Raw genomic sequence first — 13,748 nt, 5'->3', positions numbered from 1 at the left:
CATCACTTTCCTAATTTTCGGTAACACATTGATCATGGGGCCGCGGCCCCAATCATGTCGGCGGTAATGGCAGAGAGGGCAAGCGCGGTCGCGCCACGTGCCCAGACCAGATCGCCCCAAGCGTGCTGGGCCACCTCGCATCGCGGGCGGCCGGTGTCGAGGGTGAGGCGGTGCATCTCTTTGAGGACGTCATCAGCATAAAGGTAATCATATCGCATCCGTTCGCCCGCCAAGATGATCAAGGCCGGGTCAAATAGCTGGATCACATTGGCAAGGCCGAGCGAAAGATATTTTCCCGCACGGTGAAAGATCGTGCGCGCGGCCTGATTGCCGGCCTTTGCTTCGGCGAACAGTGATTCGAGTGCGGCAGCAGCCGTTTGGGTGCCGACCTGATCAAGCGCGGTCGCGGCCTCGCGGGCGAGGGCGTAGTCGGCCAGATAAGCCTCGAGGCATCCGCGCTGGCCGCAACGACACAGCGCGCCATCCAATTGCACCTTAATGTGGCCCAGTTCGAGTCCCATGCCGCGCGCGCCGCGAAACAATCGGTTCCCGAGCACAAGCCCCATGCCAACACCATGTTCGACGGTGACCACTGCAAAGTCAGTCATCGTGCGGCCACGGCCAAACCAAAGCTCTGCCAGTGTCAGGATGTTGGCGTCATTGTCGACGAAGACCCGGCAGCCAAGACGTTCGGCAAAAAGACGCCCCAGATCGGCATCGGGTTCGGTCAGCAAGGGCGACCACGGCACGGCCCCGGTTTGATGATCAACGATGCCCGAGATGCCGACGCCAATGGCGCTGACGGCGGTGATGTCCATGTCCGTCTGAGACATGAGCGTGTCGATGAGCGGGCTGACCTCTTCCAGCAGGGCCGCAACGGATTTGCGGGGCAGGGTGGTTGAAAGAGTGGCGTCTGCCACGGTGTTCCCGGCGAAATCGGTCAACACGGCTGAATGGCGTTCATCGCTGAGCTTGATGCCAATCACGTGACCCGCGCCGGAAACCACGCTAAGGGCAACTGGCGGGCGGCCGCGTCCGGTTTCGCGCGGCTTTTCCACGACCTCTTGCAGGAAACCGGCGGTGATCAGTTCCGCAGTCAGCGCGGTCACAGAGCCTGCGCTGATCCCCAGTGCGCGCGCGATATCGGTGCGGGCCACCTGGCCCATTGCACGAATGTGTTCAAAGACCTGTTGACGCAAGGGGCTTGTGTCGTGATCCTGTGTTGGCAGCACGGGTCCACACCCCGGCAACAGCGGATCATCGGCATTCGACTGGCGCAAGACGTCATACATAATTCAATTGCTGAAATATAAGGGCCCAACCGCACGGGTCATTCCGGTTATTTCATCCTCCCATCCCAATAGAAGGGGCAATTTCTAAATTATTGCAAGTAATTTAGTTCAGGGGCTAAATTTAATTTGACACCTAAACATTGATCGGCTTGTTTAGATGCATCGGGTCAAAGCCCGAATCCCCCTTGTCGGGGGTTCATATCTGGGAGGATACAATGAAGAAGATGATTACAGCCGCCGTTATTGCGACGGTGGGTTTTAGCTCTGCTGCGCTGGCAGAGGGCAAGCTGATCGGTGTCTCTTGGGGCAGCTTTCAGGAAGAGCGTTGGAAGATTGACGAAGCCGCTGTGGTGGCCGCGATCGAGGCCGACGGCAACAGCTATACTTCGGCCGACGCGGAATCGTCTTCGGCAAAGCAGCTGACCGACATTGAAGCGCTGATTTCGCAGGGTGTTGATGTCCTGATCATCAACGCTTGGGACAAAGATGCGATTGGCCCGGCGATTGAATCGGCTGCCAACGAAGGCATTCCAGTGATCGGCTATGACCGCCTGATCGAAGATGACCGCACGTTCTATCTGACGTTTGACAACGTTGGCGTGGGCCGGATCATCGCCGAAAACGTCAAGGCCGCGCAGCCCGAAGGCAACTATGCCATCATCAAGGGTGACCCCGGTGATCCCAATGCAGGGTTCCTGTTGCAAGGCATGATGGAAGTAATCGGTGACGATGTTGAGGCCGGCACGATCAAGATCGTGGGCGAGGCATCATCGGACGGCTGGAAGCCTGAGAATGCACAGAAAAACATGGAGCAGATCCTGACCGCCAACAACAACGAAGTTGACGCGGTTCTGTCCCAGAACGATGGCATGGCATCGGGCGTTGTCGCCGCACTTGGCGCGCAGGGTCTTGTGATCCCTGTTGGTGGCCAAGACGGCGATCTGGCTGCGATCAACCGCGTGGCACGTGGCACACAGACTGTGTCTGTCTGGAAGGACGCACGTCAGCTGGGCAAGGCCGCAGGCGAGATTGCGGGTCAGTTGGCCGAAGGTGCGTCGCTTGACAGCATCGAAGGTGCGACGATCTTTGACGGCGGCGAGAAGGGCATCGCGATGAACGCGATCCTGCTCGATCCGACACCGATCACACGCGACAACATCGGCGTTGCCATTGACGCGGGCCACATCAGCCAGGAAATGGCCTGTGCTGGCGCCATCGACGGCGTTGACGGCTGCGAATAAGCTGTAACAACGGTCCGGCGCAGGGTTCCCTGATCCTGCGCCGGGTCACATGATGCACATCGCGGATGCGCGATGATCTCCAATAAATTTGGATTGACCCATGACTGATACGTCACAAGACACCGCGTCGGCCGCCGGATCGACGCCGGACACGCGTAGCGGCTTGTCCCGCTTTCTGGCCGAGACCGAGATCGACACACGCCTGCTGGGCATGTTGGGGGCCCTACTGCTGATCTGGGGCGGGTTTCATGTTTACGGCATGGTGTTCAATGGGTTTGGCGCGTTTCTGACGCCCCGGAACTTGTGGAACCTGAGTGTGCAAACCTCGAGCATCGGGATCATGGCCACGGGCATGGTGCTGGTGATCGTGACGCGCAACATCGATTTGTCCGTCGGCTCGATGATCGGGGTGACAGGTATGGCGATGGGCCTGATCCAGGTGAATGTGCTGCCGCCCATGCTGGGGCTGGGTCATCCTTTGATCTGGGTGATCACGGTCATTTGCGGCATTTGTCTGGGCGCGGCGATTGGTGCGCTGCACGGCTGGCTGATTTCTTACCGGGGCATTCCATCGTTCATCGTCACACTCGGCGGGCTGATGGTCTGGCGCGGCATGGCGTTTTTGGCTGCAGGCGGGCGGACGATCTCGCCCGTGGACCCCACATTCGCGCTGCTGGGCGGTGGCCCGCGCGGTGCGGTGGGCGCGATGGGCAGTTGGATCGTGGGCGGGCTGGCCTGCATCGGGGTCCTTTGGCTGATCCGGTCAGGCCGCAAGTCGCGGGTTCAACATGGGTTCAAACTGCGCCCCGTTTGGGCCGAGACGTTTCTGGCTGTGGTGGGTTGTGCCGCGATTGTGGGCGCTGTGCTGTTGGTCAACGCCTATCCAATCCCGAAGGGGATTATCCGTCAGATGGAATTGCCCGAAGGCACAATCATCAGCCACGGCTTTGCTATCCCGGTGCTGATCCTGATCGCGGTCGGAATCGCCATGACCGTCTTGATGACGCGCACACGCTTTGGCCGTTATGTTTTTGCCATTGGTGGCAACCCGGAGGCGGCATCGCTGGCGGGGATCAACACAAAGTGGGTCACGCTTCAGGTCTTTGCACTGATGGGCGCGCTGACGGGGATCGCAGCGGTGATCGCCAGCGCCCGTTTGAACAGTGCGACAAACGCGCTTGGCACGCTTGACGAGCTTTACGTGATCGCCGCCGCTGTGATCGGAGGCACGTCGCTGGCCGGCGGTGTCGGCAAGATTTATGGCGCGATCCTTGGCGCGCTGGTGATGCAGTCACTGCAATCGGGCATGGTGTTGATCGGATTTGATGCGGCCGTCCAACGGATCGTGGTTGGTCTGGTGCTGGTGCTCGCTGTCTATCTCGACAACCTTTACAACAAAACAGTGAAATAGGGGGCGTGGACATGGCAGACCGTGGAACACCCTTAGTCGAACTCAAAGACATTTCCATCGCGTTTGGCGGGATCAAGGCGGTGGACAAGGTGTCCATCGACTTGCATCCGGGCGAAGTCGTGGGCCTGTTGGGGCACAACGGGGCAGGCAAGTCGACGCTGATCAAATGTGTATCGGGCGCCTATAAGGCGGATTCGGGCGAGGTTTACGTGAACGGCCAGAAGGTCGAGATCAACAACCCACGTGATGCGCGCGATCTGAATATCGAGACGATTTATCAGACGCTGGCCCTGGCCGACAATCTGGACGCCGCAAGTAACCTGTTTTTGGGGCGCGAGATCATCGGCCCCGGCGGGATGCTGGACGACAGCAAGATGGAGGCCGAGACCCGCAAGATCATGGCGCGCCTGAACCCGAATTTCAAAAAGTTCAACGTGCCGGTTTCGGCTTTGTCAGGTGGTCAACGGCAATCCGTGGCGATTGCCAGGGCGGTCTATTTCGACGCGAAAATCCTGATCATGGACGAGCCCACCGCGGCGCTTGGCCCACATGAAACGCAGATGGTGGCAGAGCTGATCGAAGAGTTGAAAGCGCAGGGTCTGGGCATCTTCCTGATCGAACATGACGTGCACAACGTCATGAAGCTGTGCGACCGGGCATCGGTGATGAAGAACGGCGAACTTGTCGGCACGGTCAATGTGGACGAGGTCACCGACGATGACATCCTTTCGATGATCATTCTGGGCAAGAACCCAAAGGATGCGGCAGCCTGATGTTCATCGGGCTTGATCTGGGGACATCGTCGCTGAAAGGGATTGTGCTGGATGAGGCGCAAACCGTTGTTGCGGAAGCTGCACTGCCTTTGCAGGTGCAGCGGCCGCATGATGGCTGGTCAGAGCAAAACCCGCGTGACTGGATTGATGCCTGCACCGGCGTGATGCGCGCCCTTGGTGCGCAGGTTGATCTGGGGGCTGTCAAAGGGATTGGACTGTCGGGACATATGCATGGGGCGACCCTGCTGGATGGGTCCGATCAGGTGCTGCGGCCTTGCATCCTTTGGAATGATACGCGGTCAGCTGAAGAGGCGGCGGTGTTGGATGACAACCCGGATTTTCGCAGGCTGACAGGAAATATTGTGTTTCCGGGCTTTACCGCGCCCAAAGTTGCCTGGGTGCGCAACCATGAGCCTGACAACTTTGCAAAGATTGCCAAGGTGCTGTTGCCCAAGGACTATTTGCGGCTTTGGCTGACCGGGGAGCATGTGGCAGAGATGTCGGATGCGGCGGGGACGTCTTGGCTGGATGTGGGCGCGCGCGATTGGTCAAATGACCTGTTGGCCGCGACAGGGCTGGACCGGGATGCCATGCCACGACTGGTCGAAGGGTCAGAGGTTTCGGGTGTGTTGCGGTACGCGCTGGCGCAGGACTGGGGCCTGCCGAAAGATGTCGTTGTGGCGGGTGGCGGCGGCGATAATGCGGCCAGCGCCGTAGGCGTTGGGGTGACGCAACCCGGCGAGGCTTTTGTATCGCTGGGCACCTCAGGGGTGCTGTTTGCAGCCTCTGGCGCGTATCAGCCGGACGCGGCATCAGCTGTCCACACGTTTTGCCACGCTTTGCCGGACACGTGGCACCAGATGGGGGTCATTCTGGCGGCAGCAGATGCGTTGAACTGGTGGGCGGGCATTGCGGGTGAGGATGCCGCGGCGCTGACCGGGCGTTTAGGGGTCTTGCAGGCACCAGGAAAGCCGCTGTTTCTGCCCTATCTGGGGGGCGAGCGGACGCCGCATAATGACGCGCAGGTGCGTGGCCAATTCCTGCATCTGGGGCATGAGAGCAATCGCGAAGCGCTGACGCGTGCGGTGTTGGAGGGGGTGACCCATGCGTTTCGCGACAGCTTTGACGCGCTGACTGGGACCGGTACCAAGATTGAGCGGTTGATTGGTGTGGGTGGTGGCACAAAGTCCGATTATTGGGTGCAGGCGATTGCCACAGCACTGGATATGCCGGTGGAATTGCCCGTCGCCGGGGACTTTGGCGGCGCGTTTGGTGCCGCAAGGTTGGGCATGATGGCGGCCGGTGCGGGGGCTGACGTCGCTGGGACGCCGCAGATCGCCCGCGTGGTCATGCCTGACCCCGCATTGGTCGATGCCTTTGGCGCAGCACACGCGCGCTACAAGGAAGGCTACGCGGCAATCAAGGGCTTGTCGTAACCGGTTTCGGCGGGCTTGATGCGCGGCATGGATAAACGACAACTGGCATTGAAGATATTTGAGGCTGGGGTGGCCGCGGCGGACCCTGCCGTGGCAGTCGCACGACATCTGGACAAAGTTGATCCGCCTACGCTGATCTTGGCCGTGGGCAAGGCTGCTTGCGCGATGGCCGGGCCAGCGGTGACGCGGTTTGCAGGCGTGCCAGCACTGGCAGTGACCAACTATGAAAACGCAAGGCCATTGGACGGGGCCGAGGTGCTGGCGGCGGGACATCCGGTGCCGGACGAAAATGGTTTGGCGGCTGGCGCGCGGGTGCTGGCGGCGTTGCGTGCGGCGACCGGGCCGGTGTTGGTGTTGATGTCGGGTGGCGGCTCGGCGCTGTTGCCCGCGCCGGTGGACGGTGTGTCGCTGGCTGACAAACAGGCGGTGAACGCGGCGCTTTTGGGCGCAGGCCTCGACATTCGGGCGATGAACCTTGTGCGGCAGCAATTGTCGCAGCTGAAGGGTGGCGGGATGCTGCGCGCGTCAGGCGGGCCGGTGACGGCGCTGATCCTGTCGGATGTGGTAGGGGATGACCTTTCCGTCATTGCCAGCGGGCCGACGGTAGGGCCGATCGGCACGGCAGCGGAGGCTGTGACCGTCTTGCGGGGCGCGGGCATTTGGAATGGTTTGCCGGCTTCGGTTCGGGCGCATTCGGAGGCGGGACATGCGGCAACTGCCTTGCCCGAGGCGCGCAATGTTCTGGTGGGGTCAAACGCACTGAGCGTGGCGGCGATGGCCCGTGCCGCAGGGGAATGCCGGGTGCTGGAACCGGTTGAGGGCGATGTAGCGGATGCGGCCCGGGCGATTTGTGATCAGGCGGAACCGGGGGTCACGGTCTGGGGGGGTGAGACAACTGTGGTGCTGAAAGGCACAGGCAAGGGGGGCCGCAATCAGGAGCTGGCCCTGCGGATCGCGCAGGAGGCGCGTGCGCGGGGCTGGGCCGACTGGGTCTGTTTGCAAGGCGGTTCGGATGGGCGCGATGGGCCGACGGATGCGGCAGGCGGCCTTGTCGATCAAGGGACCTTGGGGCGGATTGCGGACGCGGCGGGGCTTTTGGCGAACAATGACAGCTATGCCGCATTGCAAGAGGCGGGTGATCTTTTGATGACGGGTGCGACCGGGACCAATGTTGCTGATTTGGGTGTCTTGATCCGGGGGTGAGGGGCGGTGCCCGCCCACCCACCCTTTTTCGGGGCTTTGCCCCGGACCCCAGGATTATTTTAGCCAGAAGAAGGGCTTAGTCGACTGGCAGACCCGAGGGGACGCTGTCCGGGCGACCAAGAGGGCGGGTTTCCGCAGTTGCGCCGGTGAGCGCGTGCAGGAACGCCTTGAGATCCGAGATCTCGGCATCGGTGACGGTGAAAGGGCGCAGGTCACGCGCGGCGGCGACGCGCGCCATCTCTCTGGTGTCGGAACGGATCGCGAAGTCAGCGGCGGCGAGCCATGGGACGACGGGCAGTTGCGCCATGTCAGGGGTCCAGATGTCCTGGCCTGCGTGGTGGCGGATCATGGCATCCAGCGTCGGGAACGCGCCGTTGTGGCCATAGGGTGCCGTCAGGGCCACGTTGCGCAGGCTGGGGGTGCGGAACCGGTAAGCGTCGTCCAGCAGGTCGGTTTCGCCCATGCGGCCGACGTCGCGGGGCATTGGGTCAAACCGGCGGGTGCGGCCGGGGCCAAAGGCAGGGACGGCGAGGGCGTGAAAGCTCTGATCGGTGAAAAGCGGGCCTGCGTGGCAGGCAGCACAGCGCAATTGGGTAAAGAGCTGCCGCCCGCGTTCAGCGTCGTCGGGCAAGGGCATGCCTGCGAGCCATGCGTCATAAGCGCTGTCTGCACTGCGCCATTCGGTGGTGATGAACGCACCCAGCGCATTGCCGATTTCGACGATCGTTGCCTCGGACGGGTGGTTGATGTGGTCAAAGGCGTCGACAAACATTGCGCCATATTCCGGGATTGTACGGACCCTTTTTGCGATGATTGGCCAGCCGCGATCAATGCGGGTGCGCAGGGCGCCGATCACCTCATTTTCGCCGGGGTTGCCTGCCATCTCGAATTGCGCGGTCAGCGGGAACAGGGCCTGGGCTGCGACGATGTTGTCAAGGCCGGGGGGCAGCCATTCCTCTGCCGGTGAATCAAAGCCGTTGCCGTAGATGTCCGAGACCGAGAGCCGGCCGTCATGAAACAGCACCTTGACCGAGTTATGGCCCAGGTTCCACAGCGCGGGGGCGTTCCGTGGGATACGTTTGCGGATGCGGTCAGCGCCGATCCCCGGCGTGCGGTCGGGACCAACCCCTTCGCCACCTTCGCCGATGCCCAAGGACAGCCCGTCGCCACCGGCGTGGTCATGGTGGTGGCAGGTGCCACAAGCAATATTCCGGTTCCCCGACAGCACCTTGTCGTAGAACAAAAGTTGACCGAGGCGGGCTTGTGCCGGATCAGCCGGGATGTAATCGTCAGGGCTGATTTGGGCCGCGGCAGGGGCCGCAAGGAGACAAAAGAGATGCGCAAGATAGCGGTGGTTTTGTGCCTTTGGGCGAGCGCGGCGCAGGCCAACATGGAAGAAGCGCGCGATTTGATGGAGGCGGGAGCCTTTGAAGAAGCGCGCGAGATGTTCGAGCTTTATGCGCGGTCGGGGAATGCGGACGCCGAGGAGCTGATTGGCGTGATGTACGCCATGGGTCTGGGTGTCCAGCGCGATGACGAGCGGGCGTTTGACTGGTATCTCAGGGCGTCGTTGAAAGGGCATCCGGGAGCGCAATCGGGCTTAGGTTGGTACTATGAAGTGGGACGCGGCTTGCCCGCGCCAGACATGGTCAGAGCCTATCTGTGGTATGCGCTGTCAGCAATAGGCGGCGACCCTGATGCGCTTGATTCACTGGAAGAAATCACCCCGCGACTGACCGCTGAAGAGCGCGCCCGGGCCGAAGTGTTGGTCGATGATTATCGGGTCTGGATGTACCCGTTCAAGTAAGGTGCGCCGGTCGGTCACGCGGCAGTAACGCGCAGCGCCATGTGCTGATTGGAACACAGAGGCGGTTCGGGCTTGTGACCTGAAGATCATGCAAATCCTGAAATGTGGATTGCCGGGTGGGCATCGCGGCGATTAGGCTGGCGGCGTATTTGTTCGGTTTCCTTTTTTCAAATCTCATTTCACAGGAGCGCATGAATGACCGTTTATTTGTGGTGGCCCTATCCCACACCTTTTGGATTTGACGCGCTTAGCGCGCTGACACCTGCCTTTGGCCGACAGGCGAGCGTGCCGACCGCCGGGCAAACGCCGCATGAAAAATTCGGGATCGTCTATGCCGTGACGGTGAATGCGGCGGGGGCCGCAGGTGAGGCGGACACTGTTATCCATGTTGATGACGGGCAGATTGCGCTGAACGATGCGGATAGCGTTTTTATCGTGGGGCATTGTTCTGCGGGTGTGACCAGCCTTGTGGGGGAATATGCCTCACTTCCCGTAGCGCTGCGATTTCAAGGCGGGGGTCCGGCGGCGACTCATTACACGGATTTTGCCGTGCCCGAGGAGATGGACTTTGACGTGTTCCTGCAAAAGCTTGAGGCATTTGCAAAACGAAAGCTGCCGGTTGTCGCGGGGCAGCGTGTTTTCAATACTGACCTGCTGCAAAAGGACCTGAGCCCCGGACCGCCGAACGAAGTTGTGCGGGTCTATGCGCCGAACGAAATTCAACAGACCCATACGTCGATTGCGGCCGGCATCGTAACCATGCCAAACGCCGAACGTCAGCATGTCGCAAAGCAGCACCGCGATAAATTCACCGGCGAGGAGAAGTCACGCAGTGACTTTGAAAAATCAGCACGGGCGCTGGCCTATCTGTTTCGCGAAAAATTTCAGGCAGGCGACACTGCAGCCAAGGTGGTTTTGTGGGCCTGTTACAGCGCGGACAAGGGCGACAACGGCAACAGTCTGGCACATTCCTTTAACGCAGAAGTGTCCAAGGATGGCGGCCCCACGGGGTTGGAGGTCTATGGGTGTTTGGGCAAAGCGTCCTCTTCGGCCAAGCCCTTGCCGGGCAAGACCCAGCCGCGGCTGCGGATCAAGAACGCATTGGATCAATGGGAACAAGCCGTGCGCTACGGCAATCTGGCGAAGATCTATAACGCCTAAAGGCGCCCGGTGCCCTGCAAAACGCCGTGTTCCATCGCATAGCGGGTCAGGCCCGCTGTGGAAGAAATGCCCAACTTGCGCTTGATATTCTGGCGGTGGGTCTCGACGGTGCGGACCGAGATATCAAGCGCGCTTGCGACATCTTTGTTGGATTTGCCTTGTGCGAGTTCCAGCAGGATCGTCTGTTCACGTCCGGTCAAGGGCTCACGACCATCGGCGATGTTGGGGGTCAGGGACTCGCTGGCACCGGTGCACAGATATTGTTTGCCCGACATCACGGTGCGGATGGCGGTGTGAATCTCTTCGGTCGGGACATCTTTCAGAACATAACCCATCGCGCCATGGCGCAGAGCGGTCGAGATATATTCAGGGCTGTCATGCATCGACAGGATCAGCACCCGTGTCTGGGGGCGTTTTTCAAGGATCATTTCGGTTGCGGTAAGACCTGACAGGCCCGGCATGTTGAGATCGAGCAGCATGACATCGGGGGCAAGTGTTTCTACTTGCGCCACCGCGTCCTGACCATTGGTCAGCACACCCACCACGTCGATGTCGTCATAGCTTTCAAGGATGGACTGGATACCTTCGGCGACCATCGGGTGATCATCCACGATCACGATGCGGGTAGGCTCGTTCATGCGGCTTCTTTCCTTGCGTCGTTGGGTGTCAGCATATGGGTCAGTGGCACCTGGGCTGCAATGGTTGTGCCTTCGGTGCTGGACGTGATCTTGAGCGACCCGCCCAATTGTTCGATCCGTTCGGCCATGTTGCGCAGGCCAAGGCCGCGCGCGCCTTTGGGTGGCGGCCACTGCATGCCAGCGCCGTTGTCACGCACGGTCAGCAGCCCGCCCTTGCGATTGCCCTTGAGCGAGACAAAGACCGATGTCGCGCCGGCGTGACGCTCGATATTGGTCAACGCCTCTTGCGCGATCCGGTAAAGGGCGATGCGGGCTTCTTGGTCCAGACGGTTGCGGAACACCACGGTTTCAAAGGTGCAAACGATGCCAGTGCGGCTAGAGAAATCATCCGTTAGCGCCTGTAGGGCAGGGCCAAGGCCCAGATCATCCAACACGCCGGGGCGCAGATCGCGGCTGATGCGGCGCACCTCTTGAATGGCGCCGCCCAGACCGTCGATGCCCTTTTGCAGGGTCTCGCCCGCGGGGTTCTTGGCGAGGTTCAGTTTGCGGCGGGTGAGTTCCAGCGCATAGCGCACCCCCACCAGCATCTGGCTGATCCCATCGTGCAGTTCGCGCGCCACGCGGCTGCGTTCTTCTTCTTGCGTGTCAATGATCCGCTGGGTCAGGTCCTTGAGCTTGGCATCGGCAAGGCGACGTTCGCGGATGTTCAGAACCAGCCCGGACAGGAACACGCCCAAAACGGCGGCCACAGCGATGGCAACGATATAAAGTGAGGTGCGTTCGATCCGCGCTTGCACATCCGCGCGCGACGCGGCAACAGTGGTCAGCACATCGTCAATGAAAATGCCGGTGCCGATGGCCCAACGCCAATCCTGCAATCCGTTCACATAGACAACCATGCGCCCAAGTTCCCCGGTTGAGGGTTTGGGCCAGTCAAAGCTGTGGTAACCGCCACCGGTGCGGGCGATGCGGATCAGCTCGTCTGTGATGGCCACACCGTTACGGTCGGTCAGGCCCGACCAGTCACGCCCGATGAGATAGGTCTGGCGGGGAGCCACAAGATTTGTGCCGTCATAATCAAACACAAAGAAATAGCCGTCTTGCCCATAAAGCATGGCCGACAGTTCCTGTGTCACGAGCAACTTTGCGGCTTCGTCATCCGGGGCTGCACGGCCGTACGTGTTCACGAATGCGGTTCGGGCGATAGAGAGGTAGTTTTTAAGCTCTTCACGTTTGGCCCCGATCAACTGCGCCTCGAGTGCTGCAATCTCGCGCTCTGCCAGCTGTCGCGATTGCGATGTGACAACGACAGCAATCAAAGAGACGGCGAGGATCAAAGGAACCGTCGCCAGAAGGAACACCTTCTGCCCATAAGTCAGATCGAACGCATCGCGCAGGCGGGACCAGAGTTGGTGCATGCATCCGGTTTTGCGGCGAATCGCCAAAGAATCAAAGACCCTCTCTGCGAATCGTGAGCGCTAACGGTGGAAAAAGGGTTGGTGTTTTCGGGCGGATTGGTCCGGAACACATGCCAAATTTGCTGTTTCTACGCAGTTCTGCGTATTCAAGTTGTGACGTCACGTCGCTAGGCTCTGCTCACGAACCGAGCCCGGATTCCGGGCGCCGGCTGACGAAACCTATGGGAGGAATACAATGGATCGTCGTTCATTTCTGAAAAATACAGCACTTGGCGGGACCGCAGCAGCGGCGACGACGCTGGCTGCACCGGCCTATGCGCAGGGCAACCGCACGCTGACGCTGGTCACGACTTGGGGCCGCGGGTTGGCCGGTGTGCATGATGCTGCACAGCGCGCTGCTGACACGATCACCGCGATGTCCGATGGCAGCCTGACGATTGATCTGAAGGCCGCTGGCGAACTGGTTGGCGCATTCGAAGTCTTCGACGCTGTGACCTCTGGTCAGGCGGACATGTACCACGGTGCTGACTACTACTTCATCAACCAGCACCCCGGCTATGCCTTTTACACCTCTGTTCCGTTTGGCATGACGCCGCAGGAATTGGTGAACTGGTACTACCACGGCGACGGCCATGCGCTGCATGACGAACTGGGCCAGATCTTTGGCCTCAAGTCGTTCCTGGCTGGTAACACAGGCCCGCAGGCTGGTGGTTGGTTTGCCAAGGAAATCGCAGGCCCCGAAGACTTCCAGGGTCTGAAATTCCGTATGCCGGGTCTGGGCGGTGAAGCGCTGGGCAAAATGGGCGCATCGGTACAGAACTTGCCAGGTGCAGAAGTGTATCAGGCGCTGGCATCCGGCGCGATTGACGGCACTGAGTGGATCGGTCCATGGGCCGACGAAAAGGCCGGTTTCCAGGAAATCACCAAGTTCTACTACACCGCTGGCATGCACGAGCCGGGTGCGGGTCTGTCGCTTGCGACGAACCGCGACGTGTTCGACAGCCTGTCACCTGCGCACCAGAAGATCATCGAGATCGCAGCCGGTGAAGCGCACCAGTGGAACTTGGGCCAGTTTATGGGCAACAACGGTGCGGCGCTGCAGCGTCTGCAGGCCGGTGGCGTCAAGGTTCTGGAATTCCCTGACAGCGTCTGGGATGCCATGGGTACAGCCGCAACCGAAACGCTTGACCAGTACAACGGTGACGACATCTATGACCGCATCCGCGCGTCCTACAACACGTCGATGGCCGCGTCTTCTGGTTGGATCCAGCGTTCCGAAGGTGCCTATCGCGCACAACGCGACCGCGTGATGGGCTAAGCCATATAAATCAATCGCTTGGGCGGCGTTCTTGCGGTTGATTTGTATCA

General features: G+C 60.5%; 12 protein-coding genes. 8 read left to right on the top strand and 4 right to left on the bottom strand.

What is annotated here, in order from left to right:
* Positions 1–32: 32 nt before the first annotated feature.
* On the bottom strand, positions 33–1,292 hold the full coding sequence (locus tag AB3Y40_RS09620) for an ROK family transcriptional regulator (RefSeq protein WP_369438573.1): 1,260 nt from the start codon (positions 1,290–1,292) through the stop codon (positions 33–35).
* A gap of 215 nt (positions 1,293–1,507) precedes the next feature.
* On the opposite strand from AB3Y40_RS09620, the gene AB3Y40_RS09615 reads away from it, so the two are divergent.
* The 5 genes from AB3Y40_RS09615 to AB3Y40_RS09595 all read left to right on the top strand — a co-directional run bounded on the left by AB3Y40_RS09615 (position 1,508) and on the right by AB3Y40_RS09595 (position 7,356).
* Positions 1,508–2,533 carry a substrate-binding domain-containing protein gene (locus AB3Y40_RS09615; RefSeq protein ID WP_369438572.1) on the top strand — a complete coding sequence of 342 codons (1,026 nt, stop codon included), beginning with the start codon at positions 1,508–1,510 and terminating at the stop codon, positions 2,531–2,533.
* Positions 2,534–2,633: 100 nt separating this feature from the next.
* Positions 2,634–3,944: a sugar ABC transporter permease gene (locus tag AB3Y40_RS09610; protein WP_459553977.1), complete on the top strand. Its 1,311-nt coding sequence runs from the start codon at positions 2,634–2,636 to the stop codon at positions 3,942–3,944.
* A gap of 11 nt (positions 3,945–3,955) precedes the next feature.
* Entirely contained in the window at positions 3,956–4,717 is a 762-nt protein-coding gene (locus AB3Y40_RS09605) for an ATP-binding cassette domain-containing protein (protein ID WP_369438571.1), read from the top strand.
* A complete protein-coding gene (xylB, locus tag AB3Y40_RS09600; protein ID WP_369438570.1) occupies positions 4,717–6,153 on the top strand; it encodes a xylulokinase in 1,437 nt (478 codons plus the stop codon). Before AB3Y40_RS09605 ends, xylB begins: the two co-directional genes overlap by 1 nt.
* A gap of 27 nt (positions 6,154–6,180) precedes the next feature.
* Entirely contained in the window at positions 6,181–7,356 is a 1,176-nt protein-coding gene (locus AB3Y40_RS09595; RefSeq protein ID WP_369438569.1) for a glycerate kinase type-2 family protein, read from the top strand.
* Positions 7,357–7,432: 76 nt separating this feature from the next.
* Here the strand turns inward: AB3Y40_RS09595 and AB3Y40_RS09590 are convergent, their stop codons facing one another.
* On the bottom strand, positions 7,433–8,656 hold the full coding sequence (locus AB3Y40_RS09590; protein ID WP_369439630.1) for a cytochrome-c peroxidase: 1,224 nt from the start codon (positions 8,654–8,656) through the stop codon (positions 7,433–7,435).
* 36 nt (positions 8,657–8,692) lie between these two features.
* Here AB3Y40_RS09590 and AB3Y40_RS09585 point away from each other — a divergent pair, with 36 nt between their 5' ends.
* Entirely contained in the window at positions 8,693–9,163 is a 471-nt protein-coding gene (locus AB3Y40_RS09585) for a tetratricopeptide repeat protein (RefSeq protein WP_369438568.1), read from the top strand.
* 195 nt (positions 9,164–9,358) lie between these two features.
* Positions 9,359–10,324, top strand: a complete 966-nt coding sequence (locus AB3Y40_RS09580; RefSeq protein WP_369438567.1) for a hypothetical protein — start codon at positions 9,359–9,361, stop codon at positions 10,322–10,324.
* Here the strand turns inward: AB3Y40_RS09580 and AB3Y40_RS09575 are convergent.
* Both AB3Y40_RS09575 and AB3Y40_RS09570 read right to left on the bottom strand, forming a co-directional pair.
* Complete coding sequence (locus tag AB3Y40_RS09575; RefSeq protein ID WP_369438566.1) at positions 10,321–10,962, bottom strand: response regulator transcription factor; 642 nt, start codon at positions 10,960–10,962, stop codon at positions 10,321–10,323. The two genes, AB3Y40_RS09580 and AB3Y40_RS09575, sit on opposite strands and share 4 nt — an antisense overlap.
* Positions 10,959–12,380 carry a cache domain-containing protein gene (locus AB3Y40_RS09570; protein WP_369438565.1) on the bottom strand — a complete coding sequence of 474 codons (1,422 nt, stop codon included), beginning with the start codon at positions 12,378–12,380 and terminating at the stop codon, positions 10,959–10,961. Before AB3Y40_RS09570 ends, AB3Y40_RS09575 begins: the two co-directional genes overlap by 4 nt.
* A gap of 235 nt (positions 12,381–12,615) precedes the next feature.
* Here AB3Y40_RS09570 and AB3Y40_RS09565 point away from each other — a divergent pair, with 235 nt between their 5' ends.
* Complete coding sequence (locus AB3Y40_RS09565) at positions 12,616–13,698, top strand: TRAP transporter substrate-binding protein (RefSeq protein ID WP_369438564.1); 1,083 nt, start codon at positions 12,616–12,618, stop codon at positions 13,696–13,698.
* The last annotated feature ends 50 nt before the right edge of the window (positions 13,699–13,748 follow it).

This window comes from Yoonia sp. R2331 (assembly GCF_041103235.1).
Lineage (GTDB): Bacteria > Pseudomonadota > Alphaproteobacteria > Rhodobacterales > Rhodobacteraceae > CANMYO01.
This window is presented reverse-complemented; position numbering and strand designations above follow the sequence as displayed.